Origin of the sequence: Nocardioides ochotonae (genome assembly GCF_011420305.2) — a bacterium.
GTDB lineage: Bacteria > Actinomycetota > Actinomycetes > Propionibacteriales > Nocardioidaceae > Nocardioides > Nocardioides ochotonae.
Genome location: NZ_CP061769.1, coordinates 1,264,780 through 1,288,512 on the forward strand (window position 1 = coordinate 1,264,780; position 23,733 = coordinate 1,288,512).

19 protein-coding genes are annotated in these 23,733 nt (G+C 73.8%); 16 read left to right on the forward strand and 3 right to left on the reverse strand.

Translation table 11 applies throughout. The features are described 5' to 3' along the window. Positions 1-55: 55 nt before the first annotated feature. The 13 genes from HBO46_RS06175 to HBO46_RS06235 all read left to right on the forward strand — a co-directional run bounded on the left by HBO46_RS06175 (position 56) and on the right by HBO46_RS06235 (position 15,654). A complete protein-coding gene (locus HBO46_RS06175) occupies positions 56-268 on the forward strand; it encodes a hypothetical protein (protein WP_166140320.1) in 213 nt (70 codons plus the stop codon). A gap of 269 nt (positions 269-537) precedes the next feature. Continuing rightward, the gene (smc, locus tag HBO46_RS06180; protein WP_166140321.1) at positions 538-4,086 is read left to right on the forward strand and encodes a chromosome segregation protein SMC; all 3,549 of its coding nucleotides are present in this window, start codon (positions 538-540) and stop codon (positions 4,084-4,086) included. Further along, positions 4,083-4,544 (forward strand): acyl-CoA thioesterase, encoded by a 462-nt coding sequence (locus tag HBO46_RS06185; protein WP_166140322.1) that lies wholly within the window; start codon positions 4,083-4,085, stop codon positions 4,542-4,544. The genes smc and HBO46_RS06185 overlap by 4 nt, the downstream gene beginning before the upstream one ends. A gap of 144 nt (positions 4,545-4,688) precedes the next feature. After that, positions 4,689-4,925, forward strand: a complete 237-nt coding sequence (locus HBO46_RS06190) for a hypothetical protein (RefSeq protein ID WP_166140323.1) — start codon at positions 4,689-4,691, stop codon at positions 4,923-4,925. A gap of 120 nt (positions 4,926-5,045) precedes the next feature. After that, positions 5,046-6,641: an ABC transporter substrate-binding protein gene (locus tag HBO46_RS06195; RefSeq protein WP_166140324.1), complete on the forward strand. Its 1,596-nt coding sequence runs from the start codon at positions 5,046-5,048 to the stop codon at positions 6,639-6,641. Continuing rightward, on the forward strand, positions 6,635-7,672 hold the full coding sequence (locus HBO46_RS06200) for an ABC transporter permease (RefSeq protein WP_224769402.1): 1,038 nt from the start codon (positions 6,635-6,637) through the stop codon (positions 7,670-7,672). The genes HBO46_RS06195 and HBO46_RS06200 overlap by 7 nt, the downstream gene beginning before the upstream one ends. Continuing rightward, positions 7,669-8,514 carry an ABC transporter permease gene (locus HBO46_RS06205; protein WP_166140325.1) on the forward strand — a complete coding sequence of 282 codons (846 nt, stop codon included), beginning with the start codon at positions 7,669-7,671 and terminating at the stop codon, positions 8,512-8,514. The genes HBO46_RS06200 and HBO46_RS06205 overlap by 4 nt, the downstream gene beginning before the upstream one ends. Continuing rightward, entirely contained in the window at positions 8,511-9,395 is an 885-nt protein-coding gene (locus HBO46_RS06210; protein ID WP_166140326.1) for an ATP-binding cassette domain-containing protein, read from the forward strand. The genes HBO46_RS06205 and HBO46_RS06210 overlap by 4 nt, the downstream gene beginning before the upstream one ends. Then, positions 9,392-10,009 (forward strand): ABC transporter ATP-binding protein, encoded by a 618-nt coding sequence (locus HBO46_RS06215; protein ID WP_166140327.1) that lies wholly within the window; start codon positions 9,392-9,394, stop codon positions 10,007-10,009. The genes HBO46_RS06210 and HBO46_RS06215 overlap by 4 nt, the downstream gene beginning before the upstream one ends. 66 nt (positions 10,010-10,075) lie before the next feature. Beyond that, positions 10,076-11,257 carry a signal recognition particle-docking protein FtsY gene (gene ftsY / locus HBO46_RS06220; RefSeq protein WP_166140328.1) on the forward strand — a complete coding sequence of 394 codons (1,182 nt, stop codon included), beginning with the start codon at positions 10,076-10,078 and terminating at the stop codon, positions 11,255-11,257. 270 nt (positions 11,258-11,527) lie between these two features. Next, positions 11,528-12,874 (forward strand): ammonium transporter, encoded by a 1,347-nt coding sequence (locus HBO46_RS06225; RefSeq protein WP_224769403.1) that lies wholly within the window; start codon positions 11,528-11,530, stop codon positions 12,872-12,874. Then, on the forward strand, positions 12,871-13,209 hold the full coding sequence (locus tag HBO46_RS06230) for a P-II family nitrogen regulator (RefSeq protein ID WP_153322625.1): 339 nt from the start codon (positions 12,871-12,873) through the stop codon (positions 13,207-13,209). Before HBO46_RS06225 ends, HBO46_RS06230 begins: the two co-directional genes overlap by 4 nt. Before the next feature lie 66 nt (positions 13,210-13,275). Next, complete coding sequence (locus HBO46_RS06235; RefSeq protein ID WP_224769488.1) at positions 13,276-15,654, forward strand: [protein-PII] uridylyltransferase; 2,379 nt, start codon at positions 13,276-13,278, stop codon at positions 15,652-15,654. Positions 15,655-15,707: 53 nt separating this feature from the next. On the opposite strand, the gene HBO46_RS06240 is transcribed toward HBO46_RS06235, so the two are convergent. After that, positions 15,708-15,920, reverse strand: a complete 213-nt coding sequence (locus tag HBO46_RS06240; RefSeq protein WP_166140330.1) for a YbdD/YjiX family protein — start codon at positions 15,918-15,920, stop codon at positions 15,708-15,710. Further along, positions 15,917-18,133, reverse strand: a complete 2,217-nt coding sequence (locus tag HBO46_RS06245; RefSeq protein WP_166140331.1) for a carbon starvation CstA family protein — start codon at positions 18,131-18,133, stop codon at positions 15,917-15,919. Before HBO46_RS06245 ends, HBO46_RS06240 begins: the two co-directional genes overlap by 4 nt. Positions 18,134-18,302: 169 nt before the next feature. Between HBO46_RS06245 and ffh the strand changes: the two genes are divergently transcribed. Continuing rightward, positions 18,303-19,871, forward strand: a complete 1,569-nt coding sequence (gene ffh, locus HBO46_RS06250) for a signal recognition particle protein (RefSeq protein ID WP_166140332.1) — start codon at positions 18,303-18,305, stop codon at positions 19,869-19,871. Positions 19,872-19,878: 7 nt separating this feature from the next. Beyond that, positions 19,879-20,244, forward strand: a complete 366-nt coding sequence (locus HBO46_RS06255; protein WP_166140333.1) for a hypothetical protein — start codon at positions 19,879-19,881, stop codon at positions 20,242-20,244. Positions 20,245-20,267: 23 nt separating this feature from the next. Here the strand turns inward: HBO46_RS06255 and HBO46_RS06260 are convergent, their stop codons facing one another. After that, the gene (locus HBO46_RS06260) at positions 20,268-21,434 is read right to left on the reverse strand and encodes an ROK family protein (RefSeq protein ID WP_224769404.1); all 1,167 of its coding nucleotides are present in this window, start codon (positions 21,432-21,434) and stop codon (positions 20,268-20,270) included. Positions 21,435-21,603: 169 nt separating this feature from the next. Between HBO46_RS06260 and HBO46_RS06265 the strand changes: the two genes are divergently transcribed. Next, positions 21,604-23,727 (forward strand): glycoside hydrolase family 3 protein, encoded by a 2,124-nt coding sequence (locus HBO46_RS06265; RefSeq protein ID WP_166140334.1) that lies wholly within the window; start codon positions 21,604-21,606, stop codon positions 23,725-23,727. Positions 23,728-23,733 lie beyond the last annotated feature (6 nt).

Sequence of the window (23,733 nt, forward strand, 5' to 3'; positions counted from 1 at the left end):
AGGCGGTCGTGATCGCCGCCGCCCGGCCACACCACCAGATTCCGGAAGGCTCACCATGGCCAAGGCACTCATCGGCCACCTGAGCAGGGACCTGCGGACCCCCAGCCACCTGATGGTCGAGAACTCCCGGCTGCGCGCCCGCGTGGGCGAGCTGGAGGCACTCGTGATCCGGCTCGCGGAGGAGAACGACCGCCTCAGCGCGGCGCACCGCACCGACCTGCTCGACCTCGACAACGCCGCCTCCGTCGAGGACATGCAGCCCGCCTGACGATCTCCTGCTGGAAGTCGCTGGGCCGCGGTCGAGCGCGGCCAAACGTCGACGGGATGTGGCCGCTGAGTCTGATGAGGTCCCGCAGCCGGGGCGGCCGCACGCCACCCGCACCCCGCCCGCACCCCCCACACACCCACCCGCGTGGGAACGCCGAACCCCCGGACCGCATCGGTAGGGTGACACGCACCGCGCTTCCCCGCCTGCGGTGCTGTGCCGATGCAGCATCGCCTCGACGTCCCTGAAGTCCAGCGTGATGGGAGCACCGGGTGTATCTGAAGAGCCTGACCCTCAAGGGGTTCAAGTCCTTCGCCTCCGCGACCACGCTCCAGCTCGAGCCCGGGATCACCTGCATCGTCGGGCCCAACGGCTCCGGCAAGTCCAACGTCGTCGACGCCCTGGCCTGGGTGATGGGCGAGCAGGGGGTCAAGTCGCTGCGCGGCGGCAAGATGGAGGACGTCATCTTCGCCGGTACGTCGGGGCGCCCGCCGCTGGGTCGCGCCGAGGTGGTGCTCACCATCGACAACTCCGACGGCGCGCTGCCGATCGAGTACACCGAGGTGACGATCAGCCGCACGATGTTCCGCAGCGGCGGCTCCGAGTACGCCATCAACGGCACCACCTGCCGCCTGCTCGACGTGCAGGAGCTGCTCTCCGACTCCGGCATCGGCCGCGAGATGCACGTGATCGTCGGCCAGGGCCAGCTCGACCAGATCCTGCACGCGACGCCGGAGGACCGGCGCGGGTTCATCGAGGAGGCCGCGGGGGTCCTCAAGCACCGCAAGCGCAAGGAGAAGGCGCTGCGCAAGCTGGACTCCACCGACGCCAACCTGCACCGCCTCAACGACCTGATCACCGAGATCCGGCGCCAGCTCAAGCCGCTGGGCCGCCAGGCGGAGGTGGCCCGCCGCGCCGCCGGCGTGCAGGCCGACGTCCGCGACGCCCGCGCTCGCCTGCTCGCCGACGACCTGGTCACCGCCCGCACCGCGTTGGAGCGGGAGATGGCCGACGAGTCCGCGCTGGCGCAGCGGCGCGAGGAGCTGGAGCAGCAGACCGCCACCGCCCGCGCCCAGGAGGGCGAGCTCGAGGCCGCGCTCCGCGAGGATCTCCCTGCCCTGTCCCGCGCCCAGGACACCTGGTTCGCGCTCTCCGGCCTGCGCGAGCGGTTGCGCGGCACCCAGTCGCTGGCCGCCGAGCGGCTGCGCAACGCCACCGCCGCCGCGGAGACCGACCACCGCAGCGGCCGCGACCCCGAGGAGCTCGAGGCGCAGGCCGAGCAGGCGCGCGCCCAGGAGCAGCAGATCGCCGCCGAGGTCGAGGACCGCCGCGTCGCGCTCGAGCAGGCCGTCACCGCCCGGCGGGCCGCCGAGGACGCCGCCGCCGAGGAGGAGCGCCGCGTCGCCGCCCTCCAGCGCGCCGCCGCGGACCGCCGCGAGGGACTGGCGCGCCTGCACGGCCAGGTCAACGCCATGCGCTCGCGCGCCGTCGCCGCCGACGAGGAGGTCGGGCGCCTCACCACCAACCGGGAGGACGCCCTGGCCCGCGCCGAGCGCGCCCAGCGCGACTTCACCGCCCTGGAGACCCAGGTCGCCGGCCTCGACGCCGGTGAGGAGGGCCTGGACGCCGAGCACGAGGCGGCCGTGGCCGCGCTCGACGACATCGAGGCACATCTGGTCAAGATCCGCGAGGAGGTGCAGCAGGCCGAACGCGACCGCTCCTCGCTCGCCGCGCGCAAGGACGCCCTCGAGATCGGCCTGCACCGCAAGGACGGCGCCGGCGCCCTGCTCGCCGCGAGCGACGCGGTCTCGGGGCTGCTGGGCTCGGTGGCCGCGCTGCTCACGGTCCGCCCGGGCTTCGAGACCGCGGTCGCGGGCGCGCTCGGCCGGGCCGCGGACGCCGTGGCCGTCGCCGACGCCGACACCGCGGTCGCGGCGATCACCCACCTGCGCACCGAGGACCTCGGCCGCGCCGCGCTGCTGCTGGGCGGGGGAGCGGGCGAGGAGGACGACTGGCCGGCGCTGCCGGACCACGCGACGTACGTGCGCGACGTCGTGGAGTGCCCCGACGAGCTGCGCGCGGCCCTGTCCCGGCTGGTCCGCAAGGTGGCGGTCGTCGCCGACCTGGACGCCGCCCGCGCCCTGGTGCGCGACCTGCCCGACCTCACCGCCGTGACCCGCGAGGGCGACCTGATCGGCGCCCACTTCGCCGACGGCGGCTCCTCGAGCCAGCCGAGCCTGATCGAGGTCCAGGCGGCCGTCGAGGAGGCGGGCGAGCAGCTCGCCGAGGTCACCGCGACCGTCGAGCGGCTGGGCTTCGAGGTCAGCCGGCTCGAGGCGGAGCGGCTCGCCGCCCAGCAGCGCGTCGACGTCGCGCTGGCCCGGCTGCACGAGTCGGACGCCACCCTCGCCGCGGTCGCCGAGGAGCTGGGCCAGCACGGCTCGCTGGCGCGCGCCGCCCGCGGCGAGGCCGAACGGCTCGCGCAGGCCATCGAGGCCGCCCAGCAGGCCCGGGAGCAGGCGGTCGCCGGATTGGCCGAGCTCGAGGCCCGGCTCGCCGCCGCCGAGGAGACCCCCGAGGAGGAGCCCGACACCGGCACCCGTGAGCAGCTGGCCGAGGCCGCCCGGGGCGCCCGCCAGGAGGAGACCGACGCCCGGCTGGCGCTGCGCACCAGCGAGGAGCGGGCCCGCGCCATGAGCGGGCGCGCCGACTCGCTGCTGCGCGCGGCCCGCACCGAGCGCGAGGCCCGCGCCCGGGCGGCCGAGCGCCGCGAGCGCGCCCGCCGGGAGGGCCGCGCGGCCGAGGCCGTCGGCACCGCGGTGGCGCACGTGCTGCGCCGCCTCGAGGACTCCGTGGCCCGGGCCGCCGAGCACCGCGCGCAGGTGGAGGAGTCCCGCCGCGCGCGCGAGCAGGACCTGATGAGCGTCCGCGCGACCCTGCGCGACCTGGCCCGTGCCCACGACGAGCTCCTCAACGCCGCGCACCGCGACGAGCTGGCCCGTGCCCAGCAGCGCATGCGCATCGAGCAGCTGGAGGAGCGGGCGGTCGAGGAGCTCGGCACCGCGCCCGACGCGCTCGTCGCCGACTACGGCCCCGACCAGCCGGTGCCCGCCACCGAGCCCGGTCCGGACGGCGAGCTGCCCGAGCCCACGGCGTACGTCCGAGAGGAGCAGCAGAAGCGGCTGCGCGCCGCCGAGCGGGCCCTGGCCCAGCTGGGCAAGGTCAACCCGCTGGCGCTCGAGGAGTTCTCGGCGATGGAGGAGCGGCACAAGTTCCTCACCGAGCAGTTGGAGGACCTGCGTCGCACCCGCAAGGACCTCCTCGACATCGTCCGCGAGGTCGACGCCCGCGTGGAGCAGGTCTTCACCGAGGCCTACGTCGACGTCGAGCGCGCCTTCGACGCGACCTTCTCCCGGCTCTTCCCCGGGGGTGAGGGACGCCTGGTCCTGACCGACCCCTCCGACATGCTCACCACCGGCATCGAGGTCGAGGCCCGCCCGGCCGGCAAGAAGGTCAAGCGGCTCTCGCTGCTCTCCGGCGGCGAGCGCTCGCTGGTCGCGGTCGCGTTCCTGGTGGCGCTGTTCAAGGCCCGCCCCTCGCCGTTCTACATCCTCGACGAGGTCGAGGCGGCCCTGGACGACACCAACCTGGGTCGGCTGCTCGAGATCTACGAGGAGCTGCGGGAGAGCTCGCAGCTGCTCGTCATCACCCACCAGAAACGGACCATGGAGGTCGGGGACGCCTTGTACGGAGTCACGATGCGAGGGGACGGCGTCTCGGCCGTCATCAGCCAGCGGCTGCGGGAGGTGGAGCCCGCGTGAGCGAGGAGCGCACCCGCCCGGCGCGCCCCACCCGCGCGGACTACGTCGCCTGGCGCACGGTGACCACCCGCTGGCGCGACGACGACGCCTACGGCCACCTCAACAACGCGACGTACTACGAGCTGTTCGACACCGCCGTCAACGCGCACCTGTTCGAGGCGACCGGCACCAACGTGCGCCACCTGCCGCAGATCGGGGTGGTGGCGGAGACCTCGTGCCGGTACTTCCGCGAGATCGGCTTCCCCGAGCCGATCGAGACCGGGATGGTCGTCGACAAGGTCGGCACCTCCTCGATCGTCTACCGGATCGGGCTGTTCCAGGGCGACTCCGACGAGGCCGCGGCCGAGGGCCGCTTCGTGCACGTGTACGTCGACAACGCCGCCGGCGCGGGGGACCGCCCCGTGGCGCCGATGCCCGACGTGGTCCGGGCCGCGGTGGAGCCGCTGCTGCGCCCCTAGCGACTGCGCCCGTAGCACCCCCGCGCGGCCGGAGGGGCCCCCGGGGCGTGGCCGGTGGGTGGGGTGCCGGTGGGACGCTGGAGGTGTCCTCGTGACCGGTCGACCCCCGCCGACCGTCCTCCGCCTCACCCGGGAGATCACCTCATGACCTACGTCGTGCTTTCCATGATCGTCATCGTCGCCGTGGCGGCAGTGGTCGTCGTGTACGCCGCCTACCCGCACCGCGACCGCGAGATCCCGGTGATCCCCTGGCTCGGTGGCGCCATGCGGAGGGCGAAGGACGCCGTGACGGTCGTCGAGCCCGACGGCACCCACGACCACGACGCCCACCTCGCCGCCTCGCTGAGCGACGGCCGCAAGCGGCGATCGCGCTCGCGCTGACCTCGCCGCCACAGACGAACGAAACGCCGTCTCGCAGAGAGGAACGGCCCGACGACGGGAGCGGCATGCCTTAGGGTCTGCTATTGCGAACAACTCGCAATAGCGACTGAGAGGGTTCCCGTGCGTCGTCCCGCCCGATCCACCGCGCTGGCCGCGGCCGCCCTGCTGGCGAGCGCCCTGACGGCCGGCTGCGCCTCCGACCCGGCCCCGGTCGGCGACGGCGGACGCCCGGCCCAGCTCACCGTGGCCCTGGGCGGCGAGCCCGACGACGGGTTCGACCCGACCCTGGGGTGGGGGCGCTACGGATCGCCCCTCTTCCAGTCCACGCTGCTGCAGCGCACCGCCGACCTCGACGTCACCGGCGACCTCGCCACCGAGTGGGAGGTGAGTCGCGACGGCCGGGTCTGGACGGTGGAGATCCGCGACGACGCCCGGTTCACCGACGGCACCCCGGTGCGGGCCGAGGACGTCGCCTACACCTTCAACCAGGCCGCACGCTCGGGCGGGCTCACCGACGTGACGGTCCTCGAGCGTGCCGAGGCCACCGGCCCCACCACCGTCGAGCTGCGGCTGCGGCGAGCGCAGAGCACCTTCGTCAACCGCCTCGTCAGCCTCGGCATCGTCCCCGAGGACGCCCACGGACCCGGCTACGCCCGGCAGCCGATCGGCTCCGGGCCCTACAGCTTCGTCTCCTGGGAGCCCGGCCAGCAGCTCGTGGTCGAGCGCAACGACGACTACTACGGCGAGCAGCCCGAGTTCGAGCGCCTGGTGTTCCTGTTCACCGACGAGGACGCGACCCTCGCGGCGCTCCGGGCGGGCGAGGTCGACCTGGCCGGCGTCCCCTCGTCGATGGCCTCCGAGGACGTCGCGGACATGTCGCTCGTCACGGTGCCCAGCCTCGACAACCGCGCGCTGTCCTTCCCGACGCTGCCCGACGAGGGCCGCACGACCGAGGACGGGCGCCCGATCGGCAACGACGTGAGCGCCGACGTCGCCGTCCGGCGCGCGATCAACCTCGCCGTCGACCGCGAGGCGCTCGTCGCCGGCGTGCTCGACGGCCACGGCTCCCCGGCGTACGGCCCGGTCGACGAGGCGCCGTGGTTCGAGCCCTCGACAGCGATCGAGGACGCCGACCCCGACGCGGCGGCCGCGCTCCTGGAGGAGGCCGGCTGGACCGACGAGGACGGCGACGGGGTGCGCGAGAAGGATGGCATCGCTGCGGAGCTGACCCTGTACTACCCGGCCGGCGACTCCCTGCGCCAGAACCTCGCGCTCGCCGTCGTCGACATGGTCGACGACGCGGGGATCGCGATCACGCCGCGGGCCGGCAGCTGGGAGGAGATCGAGCAGCACCTGCACGCCGATCCGGTCCTCTTCGGCTGGGGCAGCCACGACCCGATGGAGATGTACAACCACCTCGCCTCATCCCAGGCCGGGGTCGAGTACAACAACCCCGGGATGTACGCCGACGACGAGGTCGACCGGCACCTCGAGGCCGCGCTGGCGGCCACCGACCCCGAGACCGCCTCCCGGCACTGGCAGGCCGCCCAGGTGCCGTCGGGTCCGGCCGCCGACGCCCCGTGGGCGTGGCTGGTCAACCTCGACCACACCTACTACGCCCGGTCCTGCCTCGACCTCGGTGACCCGGTCGTCGAGCCGCACGGCCACGGGTGGCCCCTGACCGCGGGCATCGCCGACTGGCGGTGGTCGTGCTGAGGCTGCTGCGCGGCGTCGGCACCAGGGCCGCCCAGCTGGCGCTGCTGCTCGCCGCGGTCGCCGTGGCGTCCTTCGCGCTGATGTCGGCCTCGCCGGTCGACCCGGTGGACGCCTACATCGGTGCCGAGCTCAGCGCCGTCGGGCCCGAGCAGCGCGAGCTCATCGAGCAGCGCTGGGCCCTGGACGACTCCGCGCCGGAGCGCTTCGTGGCGTGGGCCGGTGAGCTGCTGCGCGGCAACGCGGGGGAGTCGCACATCTACGGCCAGCCGGTCACCGAGGTGATCGGCTCGCGCCTGGTCGCCAGCCTCGGGCTGATGGCCGGAGCCTGGCTGCTCTCGGGGCTGTTCGGCTTCGCCCTCGGGGTGCTGGCGGGCTCGCGGCGCGGCACGCTCGTGGACCGGGGCATCACCTGGTGGGCCTACACGCTCTCCTCGGCACCGACCTTCTGGGTGGGTCTGATCCTGCTCTACGTCTTCTCGGTCTGGCTGCAGTGGACACCGGTCTGCTGCGCCGGCCCGATCGGGGTGCTCAGCGAGGACGTGACGCTGTGGCAGCGCCTGCACCACATGCTGCTGCCGATGCTCGCCCTCAGCGTCGTCGGCATCGGCCCGATCACGCTGCACACCCGCCAGGCGGTGGCCGAGGTCCTCTCCCAGGACCATGTCACCTTCGCGCGGGCGCTCGGCGAGACGCCGCGCGGAGTCCTCGTGCGCCGCGTGCTGCGCAACGCCGCCGCCCCGGCGGTGATGCTGCAGTTCGCGAGCATCGGGGAGCTGTTCGGGGGCTCCGTGCTCGCCGAGCAGGTCTTCTCCTACCCGGGACTGGGGCAGGCGACCACGCAGGCCGCGCTGCGCCAGGACGTGCCGCTGCTGCTGGCCATCGCGCTCGTCACCGCGGCGCTCGTCTTCGTCGGCAACACGCTGGGCGACCTCGTGCACCGCCGCCTGGACCCCCGCGCCGCCCCGGAGGTCCCGGGCCGCTCCGTGCCGCGCCCCGACCGGGACGCCCCCGTCGAGCAGGTGAGCGCATGAGCACCGTGAGCCTGCCCGCTCCCACGCGCAACACCCGCCGCCGGACGCTGGGCGTCACCCTCGTGGCCCTCGCGATCGTCGCCGCGGTCGTCGTCGCTGCCTTCGCCCTCGAGTCCCGTGCAGCGGCCACCGACCTCACCGACAAGCTCCTCGGCCCGGCTCTCGCGCACCCGTTCGGCACCGACTGGCTGGGCCGGGACCTGCTCTCCCGGGTGCTGGTGGGACTGCGGCTCAGCCTCGTCGTCGGCCTCGTGGCCGCGGCCGGATCGGCGCTGATCGCGCTGCTGCTCGCCGCCCTCGCCACCACCGCCGGGCGACGCGCGGAGGCGGCCGTGACCTGGTTGGTCAACCTGTTCCTCGCGGTGCCGCACCTGGTGCTGCTGATCCTCGTCACCTTCGCGCTCGGCGGCGGGACCCAGGCCGTCGTGATCGCCGTCGCCGTCACGCACTGGCCGAGCCTCACCCGGGTCCTCATCGCCCAGGGTCGGGTGGTCGCCCGGTCCGACTACGCGGCGCTCGCCCGCAGCTTCGGGCACGGACGGTGGCACGTGGCCCGCCGCCACGTGATGCCGCACCTCGTGCCGCACGCGCTCGTCGGCGGCGTGCTGCTCTTCCCGCACGCGATCATGCACGAGGCCGCGCTGTCGTTCCTCGGCCTCGGCGTGGACGCCTCCCAGCCCGCGGTCGGCGTCCTGCTGCGCGACTCGATGCGGTTCTTGTCGACCGGGCAGTGGTGGCTGGCGGTGCTGCCCGGCCTGTGCCTGCTCGTGCTCGTGCTGCTCATCGACACGATCGGCGACAACCTGCGCGCCCTCACCGACCCCAGGAGCCACCACCGATGACGCCCGACGACCGCCGCGACGCCCCGCTGCTCGACGTACGCGACCTCGCGGTGACCTTCACCCAGTACGCGCGCGGCCTGCGCCGGCGCCACCTCACCCCGGTCCGCGGCATGACGCTGCAGGCCCGCCCGGGAGAGGTCACCGCGCTGGTCGGCGCGTCCGGCTCCGGCAAGACGCTGCTCGGGCTCGCGGTGCTCGGCCTGCTCCCGTCCCACGCCTCCACCAGCGGCGAGATCCGGTACGACGGGGAGCCGCTCACCGCTGCACGCCGCGCGGCGCTGGTGGGCGGCGAGCTCGCGATGCTGCCCCAGTCGATGAGCCACCTCGACCCGACGGCCACGGTGCACGCCCAGGTCGGGCGGGCGCTGGAGCTCGGTGGGCGCCCGGCGGCCGACGCGGAGCAGGTCCTCGCCGCACGCGGGCTCGGCCTCGAGGTGCTCACCCGCTACCCCCACGAGCTCTCCGGGGGCATGGCCCGCCGGGTGCTGCTGGCGATGGTGCTGTCCACCCCGCGGCGCCTGCTCATCGCCGACGAGCCGACCCCCGGGCTCGACCCCGCCTCCGCGGAGCGCACGCTGGCCGAGCTCCGCTCGCTCGCGGACGCCGGCGCGGCCGTGGTGCTGATCAGCCACGACCTGGTCGGCGTCCTGGGCATCGCGGACCGGATCGTGGTCACCGACCACGGCACCACCCTCGAGACCGCGCTGCCGTCGCAGTTCGCGGGCGACGGCGCCGGGCTCGCGCACCCCTACAGCCGCGCCCTGTGGCGGGCGATGCCGGTCAACGGCTTCCACCGCCCGGTGGCGGACGTCCTGGCACCGCACGCGCTCTCTGACGCGCGCTCCGGGCCCGCGCGGGCCGTGGCGGGGGCCTCGGCATGACCCTGCGTGCGGACGAGGTCTGGTTCCGCCACCGCGCCGGCGACCCGTGGGTGCTGGGCGGGGCGAGCCTGCACGTGCATCCCGGCGAGGTCGTCGGGCTGCGAGGACCGTCGGGGATCGGGAAGTCCACGCTGGGCCGGGTCCTGGCCGGGCTGCTGCGACCCGCCGAGGGCGAGGTCAGCACCCCGTCCGGCCGGATCGTGCGCCCCCGCCGGGAGGTGCAGTACCTGGCCCAGGACGCGCAGGCGGCGATGAACCCGCGCTGGCGCGTCGTCGACGTCCTCGCGGAGGCGGGCCCGGACCCCGCGGGCGACGGCACGGACGCCGGCCTCGTCGACCCCGCGTGGCACGACCGCTTCCCCCACGAGCTCAGCGGTGGCCAGCTCCAGCGGGTCAACCTCGCCCGTGCCCTGCGAGCCAGGCCCGCCTACCTGGTGGCGGACGAGATATCCGCGAGCCTGGATGCGGTCAACCAGGCAGTGGTCTGGCACGACCTGGTCGCCGCTGCGCGCGCAGCGGGCCTGGGAGTGGTGGCGATCTCGCACGACGCCCCGCTGCTCGACCGGGTCGCAGACCGGGTGGTCGGGTTCGCCCCCGGCGGTCCCACCGGCTGAGCGGCACCGCCGGCGGTCGCTCGCCACCCGGCCTGGCCCTGTCGCCTCTCTGGTTGGATTGGGCCCATGGAACCTCTCGCCCTCGTGATCCTGCTCGTCGCCGTCGTCGGCGTCGCGCTGGTCGCCACCGTCGCCGGCCTGCTGGTGAGCGGCCGGCGCAAGCCCAAGCCGCTGCCGCGCACCCACACCGACGTCATCGCGACGCCGCCGGTCGATCCCGACGCCCCGCCGGTGGAGCTCAGCTCTCCACCGGCGACCCTCGAGCCGGAGGTCGAGGCGGAGCCGGCGGTCATCTTCGAGGAGCCGCAGGCGCCGGCCCTCGAGCGGCCCGAGGGCACCGCCTCGCGCCTGGTGCGCCTGCGCCAGCGCCTCGCCGGTTCGCAGGGCGGCCTGGGCCGCGGTCTGCTCGCTCTGCTCAGCCGGGACCGCATCGACGAGGACACGTGGGAGTCCATCGAGGACACCCTGCTCACCGCCGACGTCGGTGTCGCGCCCACCCAGGAGCTGGTCGACCGGCTGCGCACCCGGGTGCGCGTCGAGGGCTCCACGCCGGAGGAGACCCGCACGATCCTGCGCGAGGAGCTGCTCACCCTGGTCGGCCCCGACCTTGACCGCCGCCTGAAGGTCAGTGGCGAGGACGGCAAGCCGGGCGTCGTCCTGGTCGTCGGCGTGAACGGCGCCGGCAAGACCACCACCGTCGGCAAGATCTCGCGCATCCTGGTCGCCGAGGACCGCAGCGTCGTGCTGGGCGCGGCCGACACCTTCCGTGCCGCCGCCGTGGAGCAGCTCGCGACCTGGGGCGAGCGCGTCGGTGTCGAGGTGGTCCGCGGACAGGAGGGCACCGACCCGGCCAGCGTCGCCTTCGACGCGGTCAAGGAGGGCGTCGACCGCGGGGTGGACACCGTCATCGTCGACACCGCCGGCCGGCTGCAGAACAAGGCCGGCCTCATGGACGAGCTCGGCAAGGTCAAGCGCGTCATCGAGAAGCAGGCGCCCGTCACCGAGGTGCTGCTCGTCCTGGACGCCACCACCGGTCAGAACGGCATGATCCAGGCACGGGTGTTCAGCGAGGTCGTCGACGTCACCGGCATCGTGCTCACCAAGCTCGACGGCTCGGCCAAGGGCGGCATCGTGGTGGCCGTCCAGCGCGAGCTCGGCGTACCGGTCAAGCTGGTGGGGCTCGGCGAGGGCGCTGACGACCTCGCGCCGTTCGACCCGGGCGCGTTCGTGGACGCCCTGCTCGGCTGAGCTTCGTCCCGCACCCTGCCTCGACCCCGGTCCGCGTCCGCGCGGCCGGGGTCGCGGCGTTCCCAGGCGCCACGACGGGCAAACGGCCGGACTCCGGGCGACATCCAGATGTAACAAACACCTCGGACTCGTTTCCTGCCAGCAACAAACAGCGGTCCATGGCGAAACCTCCGGGACCGAGGGTCTAGGAGAACGGACACGGAGCCGGCCCGAGGAGACAACGCCGTCAGGGGTCCCCGTCGTCCACAGATCGCTAACCCTGGAGGTTCGATGGACTACGGCTACCACGCCTTGATGCTGATCGCGGCGTCACTCGTCCTGATGATGACGCCCGCCCTCGCGCTGTTCTACGGCGGCATGAGCCGGTCCAAGTCCGTGCTCAACATGATGATGATGTCGTTCTCCTCCATGGGAGTCGTCGGTGTCATCTACGTCCTGTGGGGCTGGAGCATGTCCTACGGCGACACCGACATCGCGATGCTCTTCGCGAACCCCTTCGAGCTCTTCGGGCTCGACGGCGTCGCGGGCCAGGACTACATCTTCGTCGGCTTCCAGCTGACCTTCGCGGTGCTCACCGCCGCGCTGATCAGCGGCGCGATCGCCGACCGGATGAAGTTCTCCGCCTGGCTGCTGTTCCTCCCGCTGTGGGTGACGCTGTCGTACTTCCCGCTGGCCCACATGGTCTGGGGCGGCGGCTTCCTCAGCCACTCGACCAACGGCCTGGCCGACCTGCTCTTCTCCGGTCCTGACGGCGCCGAGGTGGCGCCGATCGACTACGCCGGCGGCACGGTCGTCCACATCAACGCCGGTGTCGCCGGCCTGATCCTGGCCCTCATGCTCGGCAAGCGCCTCGGCTTCGGCAAGGAGCCGATGAAGCCGCACAACCTGCCGCTCACCATGCTCGGCGCCGGTCTGCTCTGGTTCGGCTGGTTCGGCTTCAACGTCGGCTCGATCGTCTTCGCCGGCGACAGCGCCGAGGGCGACGCTGCGCAGTTCCTGAGCGAGACCAGCCTGGTCTGGCTGAACACCACCGTCGCCGCGGCCGCCGCGATCCTCGGCTGGCTGGTCATCGAGAAGATCCGCGACGGCAAGGCCACCTCGCTGGGTGCCGCCTCGGGCGTCGTCGCCGGTCTGGTCGCGATCACCCCGGCCTGTGGGGCCGTCTCGCCGATCGGCGCGATCATCCTCGGCCTGGTCGCCGGCGCCCTGTGCGCCCTGGCCGTCGGCCTGAAGTACAAGCTCGGCTACGACGACTCCCTCGACGTCGTCGGCGTCCACCTCGTCGGTGGCATCGTGGGCACCGTCGGCGTCGGCTTCGTCGCCACCGCGGGCGGCCTGTTCTACGGTGACGGCCTCAAGCTCCTCGTGGTCCAGTTCGTCGTCGCCCTGTTCGCGATCCTCTGGTCCGCCGTGGCCACCGTGATCGTCGCGCTCATCGTCAAGGCGGTCATCGGCCTGCGTCTCCCCGAGGAGGACGAGGTCACGGGCATCGACTTCGCCGACCACGGCGAGGCCGCCTACGACTTCTCCGGCAGCGGCGCCACCCGCCGTGCGTCGGTCCTCGCCGGTGGCTCCGCCCCGGCGTCCACCACCCCCAGCGAAGGAGCCAACGCATGAAGCTCGTGACCGCGGTCATCAAGCCGCACAAGTGGGAAGACGTCCGTGAGGCCCTGGAGACCTTCGGGGTGACGGGCATGACCGTCAGCGAGGTCAGCGGCTACGGCCGCCAGAAGGGCCACACCGAGGTCTACCGGGGCGCGGAGTACGACATCGCGCTGGTGCCCAAGATCCGCATCGAGATCGTCACCGAGGACGAGGACACCGACGACGTCGTCGGGATCATCGTCAAGACCGCCCAGACCGGGCGGATCGGGGACGGCAAGGTCTGGGTCAGCCCGGTCGAGACCGTCGTCCGGGTCCGCACCGGCGACCGCGACGAAGCGGCCCTGTAAGTCGAGTGCTGTGACCCGACACCGCTGAACCACCACGGCCCGGCTCCCCTTGGGGGTCGGGCCGTGGTGCGTCCTGCCCCGCCATCGGGCACTGGGTGCCCGGGGCGGGCAGCAGCGGCTCCGCCCTCCGACCCTCCCTCCGACCCCTCCGAGGAGACCACCCCTGATGAACCCCGGCAGCGCACGCCCCGCAGGAACCCCGGGACCGCTCTCGTGACCGCAGCCGAGCGGGCCCGTCGTACGGCCGAGGCCGACGCCCTGTGCGCCCGGGCGTACGCCGCCTGCGGGGGGCCCGACACGGGCGTCGCGCTGGTCGCGGTGGGCGGGTACGGCCGCGGCGAACTGGCGCCGCACTCCGACCTCGACGTGGTCCTGGTCTGCGACGAGGGCGTCGAGCCGGGGGAGCTGGCCGAGCAGGTGTGGTACCCGCTGTGGGACTCCGGCGCCCGCGTCGACCACGCGGTGCGCACCCTGCCGGAGGTGCAGGCCGCCGCCGAGGACGACCTGCGCGTGGCGCTCGGCCTGCTCGACGTGCGCCACCTCGCCGGCGACCCGAACCTGACGCTGCGCCTGCGCACCCACGTGCTGGCCCAGTGGCGCCGCGGCGCGCTGCGCCGCCTTCCCGAGCTCCAGCGCATGGTGGGCGACCGGCACCGTCGCGTCGGCGAGCTCGCGCACCTCTCGGTCCCCGAGGTCAAGGAGGCCGGTGGCGGCCTGCGCGACGCCGGGGTGCTCAAGGCGCTGCTGGCCACCTGGCTGGTCGACGTGCCCCACGTCGAGCTCGAGCAGAGTCGCCGCGCCCTGCTCGACGTCCGCGACCTCGTGCAGGGCCTCGCCGGGCGCGCCTCCGACCGGATCGCCCCGGAGATGTGGACCGACCTGGCCGAGGGCCTGGGGCTGGCCGACGCCCGGGCCGCGCAGGTGCACGTGCGCGAGCTGGGCCGCCGCATCACCCACCTCTCGCGGCTCTCCTGGCGGCGCGTCGACGCCCGGATCGCCCAGCCCACCGCGGTCGGCGTACGACGCCCCGCGCTGGTGCCGGTGGCGCCCGGGGTCGCGGTGTCGCGGGCCGAGGTCGTGCTGACCAAGGCGGCGCGCCCCGACCAGGACCCGCTGCTGCTCCTGCGGGCCGCGACGGTGGCCGCCGAGCGCGACCTGGTGCTGGCACCGCTCACCGCCGCCCGGCTGGCGCGCGAGTGCGCGCCGCTGCCCGCCCCGTGGCCCGAGGAGGCCCGGCACCTGATGGTGCGCCTGCTGGCTGCCGGCCCCGGGCTGCTCCCGGTCTGGGAGACCCTGGAGGAGACCGGGGCGCTCGGCTCGCTGCTGCCCGAGTGGGAGGCGATCCGGCTGCTGCCGCACGCCTCGGTGATCCACCGCTTCACCGTCGACCGGCACGTGGTCGAGACGTGCATCGAGGCCTCGGCGCTGATCCGCGAGGTCAACCGTCCCGACGTGCTGATGGTCGCCGCGCTGCTGCACGACATCGGCAAGGGCCGCCTGACCGAGCACAGCGTCGCGGGGGAGCCGATCGCGCGGACGATCGCGGCCCGCATGGGCTTCGACGACGACGCCGTCGACCTGGTGGCCCGCCTGGTGCGCTGGCACCTGCTGCTCGCGGAGACCGCGACCACCCGCGACCCCGACGACCCGGCGACGGTCGCCCTGGTCGCCGACCGGCTGCGCGACGCCGAGGCGCTCGACCTGCTGGCCGCGCTGACCCAGGCCGACGCCCGGGCCACCGCGCCGCAGGCCTGGACCACCTGGCGCGCCGGGCTGGTGCGCGACCTGACCCGGCGGGTGCGCGGGGTGCTGCAGGGGGAGCCCTCCCCGGCGCGGGTGGTCGGCGAGGAGATCGTGCTGCCCCGCGAGGCCGCTCGCGGCCGGCTGGTGCTCGACATCGAGCCGGTGCGCGACGGCTCCCGGGTCACCGTCATCGCCCCGGACCGGGTCGGCCTGCTCGCCGACGTCGCGGCGACCTTCGCGCTCCAGCGGCTGCCGGTGCGGGCGGCGCGCGCGTGGGCCCAGGACCACTACGGCGTCAGCGTGTGGCAGCTGGACGGGGAGGGCCTGGACCCGGCGCTGCTGCGGGAGCGCTACGAGGCGATCCTCGAGGGCCGCCTCGACCCGCAGCCGCGGCTCTCGCGCCAGTCCGCCCGCCAGACGCTGGCCCCGAACGTCGCCGTACGACCCGAGGCATCGGCGCAGGCGACCGTGCTGGAGGTGCGTGCCGACGACCGACCCGGCGTGGTCTACCTCGTCTGCGCTGCGCTGGCCCGCCTCGACGTGGCGGTGCGCTCGGCCCACGTGGACACCCTCGGGCCGCAGGCGGTCGACGTGTTCTACCTCCAGGAGGCCGGCGCCGGCGTGCTGTCGGACTCCCGGGCCGCCCAGGCCGCGCACGCCGTACGCGCCGCGCTCGGTGGGGATCCCCCTCCCTCGCACTAGCCCCCCGCACCTCCGCGCGTCGGCGCCCATGGCGTCGACGCGCGGAGGTGGGGTCAGCAGCAGCGGCCGGTCTGCTGGTGCTCGCGCAGGTCGGCCCGGTGGCGCTCGAACTCCCGGCGCGACATCGGGGTGCGGCCGTCGGCGGCGCACCGCTCGAGGTAGTCGTCCCAGCGGGACTCGCCGCTGACCTCGCGCAGGTACCACCGCAGCCCGGCCGCGGCCCGGCGCAGCGGGCCGCGGCCGGTCGTCGTCCGCGGGGCGCTCATCGCGGGTCACCGGCGAGGCGGGTCGGGTCCTCACGGCGCGACTGCTCCCACTCGCGCACGGCCGCCTTCTCCTCCGCGGTGGCGAAGAAGTCGCTGGGGGCCACGATGTGCGAGGGCGTGTAGGGCACCTCGGTGGTCGGCAGCCCTCCGGCACGGGCGGCGCGCACGCAGATCAGCGCGGCGTTGGCGACCACGATGATGACCAGGACCGCGAAGGTCGCCTGGAGCACGCCGTTGAGCGTGGAGTTGAAGACCACCTGGTCCATCTGGGAGGCGTCGGCGGCCGGCGCCAGGACCTCGCCGGCGTCACGGGCCGTGCGGTAGCGGTCGGCCTGGGCGAAGTAGCCGATCGCCGGGTCGTCGGAGAACACCTTCTGCCAGCTCGCCGTCATCGTGACCACCAGGTCCCACACGAGCGGGATGCCCGGCACCCAGGCCCAGCGCAGCTTGCCGTGCTTGATCAGCAGGGTGACGCACAGCGTGAGCGCGATCGCCGCGAGCAGCTGGTTGGCGATGCCGAAGAGCGGGAAGAGCTGGTTGATGCCGCCGAGCGGGTCGCTCACGCCGATGTAGAGCATCGAGCCCCACGCCGCCACGACGACCGCGCTGGCGCCCCACGCCGCGGGCTTCCAGGAGGTGTCGCCGAAGCGCGTCCACACGTTGCCGATGGTGTCCTGCAGCATGAACCGGCCGACCCGGGTGCCGGCGTCGACGGCGGTGAGGATGAACAGCGCCTCGAACATGATCGCGAAGTGGTACCAGAACGCCGCCAGCCCGCCGCCGAAGGCGTCCTCGAAGATCTGCGAGATGCCGAACGCCAGCGTCGGCGCCCCGCCGGTGCGCGAGACGAGCGTCTGCTCCTCGACGGCCGCGGCGGCCGCCTGGAGCTGCTCGGGGGTGATCGTGAAGCCGAGCCCGGTGACGAACTCGGCGGCGGAGGCGAAGTCGCCGCCGGTGGCCCCGGCCGGGCTGTTCATCGCGTAGTACATGCCCTGGTCGATCACGACCGCGGCGATCAGGGCGCTGATGGCGACGAAGGACTCCATCAGCATCCCGCCGTAGCCGATCATCCGGACCTGGCTCTCCTTGGCGATCATCTTGGGCGTGGTGCCCGAGGAGATCAGGGCGTGGAAGCCGGACAGGGCGCCGCAGGCGATGGTGATGAAGACGAACGGGAACAGCTCTCCGGCGAAGACCGGGCCGTTGCCGTCGCGGGCGAAGCTGGTCACCGCGTCGGCCTGGATCACCGGGCGGGCCAGGACGAACCCGATCGCCAGCAGCACGATCACGCCGACCTTCATGAACGTCGAGAGGTAGTCGCGCGGGGTGAGCAGGGTCCACACGGGCAGCACCGAGGCGATGAAGCCGTAGACGACCAGGCACAGGGTGAGGGTCTCGGGGGACAGGGTCAGCGCGTCACCGAGGGAGGTGCCGTCGACGTAGCCGCCGCCGATGATCGCCAGCAGCAGCAGCACCACGCCGATCGCGGTCACCTCGAGCACCCGCCCGGGGCGCAGGAAGCGCAGGTAGACACCCATGAACAGCGCGATCGGGATGGTCAGGCCGATCGAGAACACGCCCCACGGCGACTCGGCCAGGGCGTTGACCACGACCAGCGCGAGGACCGCCAGGATGATGATCATGATCGCGAACACCGCGATCAGGGCGGCGGTGCCGCCCACCACGCCAATCTCGTCGCGCACCATCTGCCCGAGGCTCTTGCCGTCGCGGCGCATCGAGAAGAACAGCACGATCATGTCCTGCACGGCACCGGCCAGGATCACGCCGACGACGATCCAGATGGTGCCGGGCAGGTAGCCCATCTGCGCGGCCAGGACCGGTCCGACCAGCGGTCCGGCGCCGGCGATGGCGGCGAAGTGGTGGCCGAACAGCACCCGGCGGTCGGTGACCTCGAAGTCGACGCCGTCGTCGAGCCGCTCCGCCGGGGTGGCCCGGGTGTCGTCGACCTCCAGCACCCGGCGGGCGATGAAGCGGGAGTAGAAGCGATAGGCGATCGCGTACGACGCCAAGGCGGCGAACAGGATCCACAGCGCCGACACCTCCTCGCCGCGGGTGAGGGCGAGCACCGTCCAGCACGCCGCGCCGACGACGGCGACGAGCACCCAGACGAGGATCGAGAGCGGCCTCGGACGCCCGCGGGGAGCGGGGGAGCGCGGCCGGTCGGCGTGCGGGGTGGGTGTCGTGGTCTCCATGCGTCCTCCAGGTGCCGTTTCGACGACGTCATTGTGACCTACGTCGCATTGCGGGACGGGTATCCCGCGCGGCCCCGCAGGTCGGTTCGTCGCGCCGGGGCGGCGGATCCGCGTGCGCCCGTTAGGATTTGCGCTGATCACCCACCCACAGGACCGAGGACCACCTTTCGTGTTCGCCACTCTTTCCGACCGCCTCGCCGACACCTTCAAGAACCTCCGGGGGAAGGGCCGGCTCTCCGAGGCCGACATCGACGCCACCGCGCGCGAGATCCGCATCGCGCTGCTCGAGGCGGACGTCGCCCTCCCGGTCGTCAAGGAGTTCGTCGGCGCGGTCAAGGATCGTGCCCGCGGCGAGGAGGTCAGCCAGGCGCTGAACCCCGCCCAGCAGATCGTCAAGATCGTCAACGAGGAGCTCGTCGAGATCCTCGGTGGTGAGACCCGGCGCCTGCGCTTCGCCAAGACCGGTCCGACCGTCATCATGCTCGCCGGCCTCCAGGGTGCCGGCAAGACGACGCTGGCCGCCAAGCTCGCGCTGTGGCTCAAGGAGCAGGGCCGCACGCCGATGCTGGCCGCCTGCGACCTCCAGCGGCCCAACGCGGTCAACCAGCTCCAGGTCAACGGCGAGCGGGTCGGCGTACCGGTGTTCGCGCCGCAGCCGGGCAACGGCGTCGGCGACCCGGTCACCGTGGCCCGCGAGGCCCTCGACGAGGCCAAGCGCAAGCTCCACGACGTGCTCATCATCGACACCGCGGGCCGCCTCGGCGTCGACGCGGAGCTGATGCGGCAGGCCGCCGACATCCGCGACGCGGTCAACCCCGACGAGGTCCTCTTCGTCGTCGACGCGATGATCGGCCAGGACGCCGTCACCACGGCCCAGGCGTTCCTCGACGGCGTGGGCTACGACGGCGTCGTGCTCACCAAGCTCGACGGTGACGCCCGCGGTGGCGCGGCGCTCTCGATCCGCTCGCTCACCGGCAAGCCGGTCATGTTCGCCTCCAACGGCGAGAAGATGACCGACTTCGACCTCTTCCACCCCGACCGCATGGCCTCGCGCATCCTCGACATGGGCGACGTCATGACCCTGATCGAGCAGGCCGAGAAGACCTTCGACGCCGATCAGGCGATGAAGGCGGCCGAGAAGCTCTCGGGCAAGGGCGACTTCACCCTCGACGACTTCCTGCAGCAGATGCAGCAGGTCCGCAAGCTCGGCTCGATGTCGAAGATCATGGGCATGCTGCCCGGGATGGGTCAGTTCCGCGACCAGCTCGAGAACTTCGACGAGCGCGAGATCGACCGGATCCAGGCGATCATCCAGTCGATGACCCCCGCCGAGCGGGCCAACCCGAAGATGATCGACGGCTCGCGCCGCGCGCGCATCGCGAAGGGCTCGGGCCGCCAGGTCTCCGACGTCAACAACCTCGTCGACCGCTTCTTCGAGGCGCGCAAGATGATGATGCAGATGGCGCGTGGCGGCGGGATCCCGGGGATGCCCGGCATGCCGGGGATCCCGGGCATGCCCGGCCCGGGCAAGAAGGCGAAGCAGGCCAAGCAGGCGAAGAAGGGCAAGAAGCGCGTGTCGGGCAACCCGGCCAAGGCGGCGCAGGAGAAGGCCGCCCAGGCCGAGCGCCCGGCCGCCGCCGCGAACCCCTTCGGCAAGCCCGCGGGCGAGGACCTGGACTACGAGCAGGCGGCTGCCGCGCTGAACCTGCCGAAGGACTTCTCCAAGTTCTTGAAGTGAGCGTGCGGTGAGCACGGTGCTGGTCGTCGACGCCGCCAACGTCGTCGGGGCCAACCCGGACGGCTGGTGGAAGGACCGCGCGGGCGCCGCCAAGCGCCTGCACGAACGGCTGCTGGTCGGCGACACGGCGTACGACGAGGTCGTGCTGGTGCTGGAGGGGCAGGCCAAGGGCGGGGTGCGCCCCGGCCGCGACGCCCACGTCCGCACCGTGCACGCCCCGCGCGACGGCGACGCGACGATCCTGGCCGAGGCGCGTGCCGCGGCCGAGCGGGGCCGCCGGGTCACCGTCGTCACCGCGGACCGCGCCCTCGGCGCCACCGCCTCCGCCGTCGCCCAGGTCCTCAGCCCCTCTTGGCTGCTCTCTCATATCTGACCCTCCTGCGACCCGGGGGCGGGTCAGGGATGGGCGGACAGGCAGGCGTTGGCGAGCGCCACGGCGCCCAGCGCCTCCGCGCGGTCACCCAGCTCGCCGGCCACCACGCGGACGGCGCTGGCCGCCCCCGGCTGGGCGAAGCGGTCGATCGCCTCGCGGGTGCCCGAGACGGTGGAGGCGGTCGCCCCCAGCACCCCGCCGAGCACCACCGCGCCGGGGTTGAGGACGTTGCACAGGTCGGCGACCACCCTGCCCACGGCCCGGCCCGCGTCGGCGAGCACGCGCGCGACGCCGGGGTCGCCGAGCAGGTCCAGCTCGCGCACCCGGGCGGCGGTCAGCCGTTCGTCGTACGCCGGTTGGAGCCGCTCGAGCAGCCGGGGCGCGGAGACCCGGGTCTCCAGGCAGCCGTGGTTGCCGCAGCGGCACAGCGCGCCGTCGTCGACCACGCGCACGTGGCCGATCTCCCCGGCGATGCCGCTGGCGCCGCGCTGGAGGCGCCCGCCGAGCACGACACCGGCGCCCAGCCCGCTGCCGATCGTGACGTAGACCAGGTCCGCGGTGCCGCGCCCGGCGCCGTGGTGGAGCTCGGCGAGGGCGCCGAGGTTGGCGTCGTTGTCGGCGCGCACCGGGACCGCGAGCCGATCGCGCAGCTCGGCCGCCGGGGCCAGCCCCCGCCACCCGCGCAGGATGCCCGAGCGGATCCGTCCTGTCGCGGCATCGACCGGGGCGGGCACACACAGCCCCGCGCCGAGCAGGGTCCCGGCGTCGCGGTCCTGGGCGGCGAGCCCGCGCACCATCGCGGCGGCGAGGTCGAGGGAGCGAGCACCGGCCGGGTCGACGTCCACCTCGGCGTGGTCCTCCGCGAGCAGCGTCCCCCCGCGGTCGGCGAGCAGCACCCGCACGTGCCGGTGGCCGATGTCGACGCCCGCCACCGTGCCCGGCGGGGTGCCGATCTCCAGCAGCACCGGCGGGCGCCCGCTGCCGCCCTTGTGCGGCACCCCGCGGGCGGTGGACTCCACGGCCTCGCCGGCGCGCATCAGGTCGGCCACGACCACCGAGACCGTGGAGCGCGCCAGGCCGGTGCGCCGGCCGATGTCGGCGCGGCTCATCGGCCCCTCGGCGGCGAGGAGCGCGACGACGGCACGCCGGTTGGCCGCCCGGAGGCGGTCCCCGGGAGCGGGGCGGGCCACCTCGGCACTGTAGGCCGATTCGTGCGGGGCGTGAACTAACAAGTCGGGTGAGACGCCGAGTTCCGCATTGACCCCGGCGGAATCGCCGCCGGAAGGTGAGGCACGTGCCAGGGCGCGTCGACGGGCGGGACCCACGCCCGTCGTTCTTGATCGGGCAAGGAGGCCCCTCATGACGCTGCACACCACACCGGTCCCACCGCCGCGCACCCGGGCGCCACGACGGCGCCGACCGCTGGCCGCGGCCGCGCTGTCACTGGCGCTGCTGGCCACCGGCGGCCTCGCGGTCACGTCCACGGGCGCGTCGGCGCAGGCCGCCGGCACCGCCACGTCGAGCGCCGCCGAGGCGCCGGGCAAGGGCCGCCCGGCGTACCGCAACCCGTCGCTGCCGACCCGCAAGCGGGTCGCCGACCTGCTCAGGCGGATGACCATCGAGGAGAAGGTCGGCCAGATGGCGCAGGCCGAGCGGGCCGACGTGGCAGCCGACCCGAGCCTGATCACCACCTACGGCCTGGGCAGCGTGCTGTCCGGCGGTGGGTCGGTGCCGGCCGACAACACCCCGGCCGGCTGGGCCGACATGGTCGATGAGTTCCAGCGGGCCGCGCTGGACACCCGGCTCGGCATCCCGCTGCTGTACGGCGTGGACGCCGTGCACGGCCACGGCAACCTCCAGGGCGCGACGGTCTTCCCGCACAACATCGGCCTCGGCGCCACCCGTGACGCCCGGCTGGTGGAGCGCATCAACCAGGTGACGGCGGAGGAGACCCGGGCGAGCGGGCCGCAGTGGAACTTCTCCCCGTGCGTCTGCGTGGCGCGCGACGACCGCTGGGGTCGCACGTATGAGTCCTTCGGCGAGGACCCGCGCCTCGCGGCGGTGCTCGGTGGCGCCGCGATCGACGGCCTCCAGGGCCGGGGTGACCGGGACCTGCGCCGCTCCGACCGGGTGCTGGCGACCGCCAAGCACTTCGCCGGCGACGGCCTGACGACCTTCGGCACCGGCGAGGGCGACTACACCATCGACCAGGGGATCACCGAGGTCTCCCGGGCGGAGTTCGCCCGCCTCGCGCTCACGCCGTACGTCCCGGCCGTGCGTCGCCACGACGTCGGCTCGGTCATGCCGTCCTTCTCCAGCGTCGACTGGACAGACGACGGCCTCGGCAACCCGCTGAAGATGCACGCCCACGAGGAGCTGATCACCGGCGTGCTCAAGGGCAGGCTCGGCTTCGACGGGTTCGTGATCTCCGACTGGCGCGGCATCCACCAGATCCCCGGCGACTACCCGACCCAGGTCGCGACCTCGGTCAACGCCGGCGTCGACATGTTCATGGAGCCCGCCACCGGCACCGAGACGGCGTGGCGCGACTTCGTGCCGACCCTGGTCGCGCTGGTCGAGGACGGCACCGTCTCGACCGAGCGGATCGACGACGCGGTCGGCCGCATCCTGACCGCCAAGTTCGACCTCGGGCTCTTCGAGCGGCCCTTCACCGACCGCCGCAACCTCGACGAGATCGGCAGCCGGCAGCACCGCGCCGTGGCCCGCGAGGCCGTGGCGAAGTCGCAGGTCCTGCTCCGCAACCGCCAGCGCACCCTCCCGCTCCCGGCCGCCACCCGCGGGTCGGGCAAGGCGAGCAAGCGCGGCGCCACCCGCGGCGGCGCCGTGTACGTCGCCGGCAGCAACGCCGACAACATCGGCAACCAGGCCGGCGGCTGGACCCTCACCTGGCAGGGCGGGTCGACCAACGTGATCCCCGGCGACACGATCCTCGACGGGATCCGCGAGGCGGCCCGCGGGCCGGTCACCTTCAGCGAGACGGCCTCGACCCCGGTCCCGCGCGGCGCCCACGGCGTCGTGGTCGTGGGGGAGACGCCGTACGCCGAGGGCTTCGGCGACGTCGGCGGTCCCCAGTGGGGCTTCGACCCCGGTGACAACGGGGTGCTGCGCCCGCCGCAGACCATGGAGCTCAACGACGCCGACCAGGCGGCGGTGGAGACGGTGTGCGCCGCGGCCCGCACCTGCACCGTCGTGGTCGTCTCGGGCCGTCCGATGGTCATCGACCCGGCGCTGCTGGCCGACATCGACGCGCTGGTCGCCTCCTGGCTGCCGGGCAGCGAGGGCGCCGGGGTGGCCGACGTGCTGTTCGGACGTCGCCCGTTCACCGGCAGGCTCTCGGTGAGCTGGCCGCGCTCGCTGGACCAGGAGCCGATCAACGTCGGTGACGGCCAGGACCCGCTGTACCGCTACGGCTGGGGGCTCCGCACCCGCAGCCACCACGGTCACGGCGGGGGACACCGCTGAACCCCC

Coding starts and splice junctions, on each gene's coding strand:
- HBO46_RS06175 (WP_166140320.1), top strand. CDS start 56: ATGGCCAAGGCACTCATCGGCCACCTGAGCAGGGACCTGCGGACCCCC.
- HBO46_RS06190 (WP_166140323.1), top strand. CDS start 4,689: ATGACCTACGTCGTGCTTTCCATGATCGTCATCGTCGCCGTGGCGGCA.
- HBO46_RS06205 (WP_166140325.1), top strand. CDS start 7,669: ATGAGCACCGTGAGCCTGCCCGCTCCCACGCGCAACACCCGCCGCCGG.
- HBO46_RS06210 (WP_166140326.1), top strand. CDS start 8,511: ATGACGCCCGACGACCGCCGCGACGCCCCGCTGCTCGACGTACGCGAC.
- HBO46_RS06215 (WP_166140327.1), top strand. CDS start 9,392: ATGACCCTGCGTGCGGACGAGGTCTGGTTCCGCCACCGCGCCGGCGAC.
- ftsY (WP_166140328.1), top strand. CDS start 10,076: ATGGAACCTCTCGCCCTCGTGATCCTGCTCGTCGCCGTCGTCGGCGTC.
- HBO46_RS06225 (WP_224769403.1), top strand. CDS start 11,528: ATGGACTACGGCTACCACGCCTTGATGCTGATCGCGGCGTCACTCGTC.
- HBO46_RS06230 (WP_153322625.1), top strand. CDS start 12,871: ATGAAGCTCGTGACCGCGGTCATCAAGCCGCACAAGTGGGAAGACGTC.
- HBO46_RS06240 (WP_166140330.1), bottom strand. CDS start 15,920: ATGAGCGCCCCGCGGACGACGACCGGCCGCGGCCCGCTGCGCCGGGCC.
- HBO46_RS06245 (WP_166140331.1), bottom strand. CDS start 18,133: ATGGAGACCACGACACCCACCCCGCACGCCGACCGGCCGCGCTCCCCC.
- HBO46_RS06265 (WP_166140334.1), top strand. CDS start 21,604: ATGACGCTGCACACCACACCGGTCCCACCGCCGCGCACCCGGGCGCCA.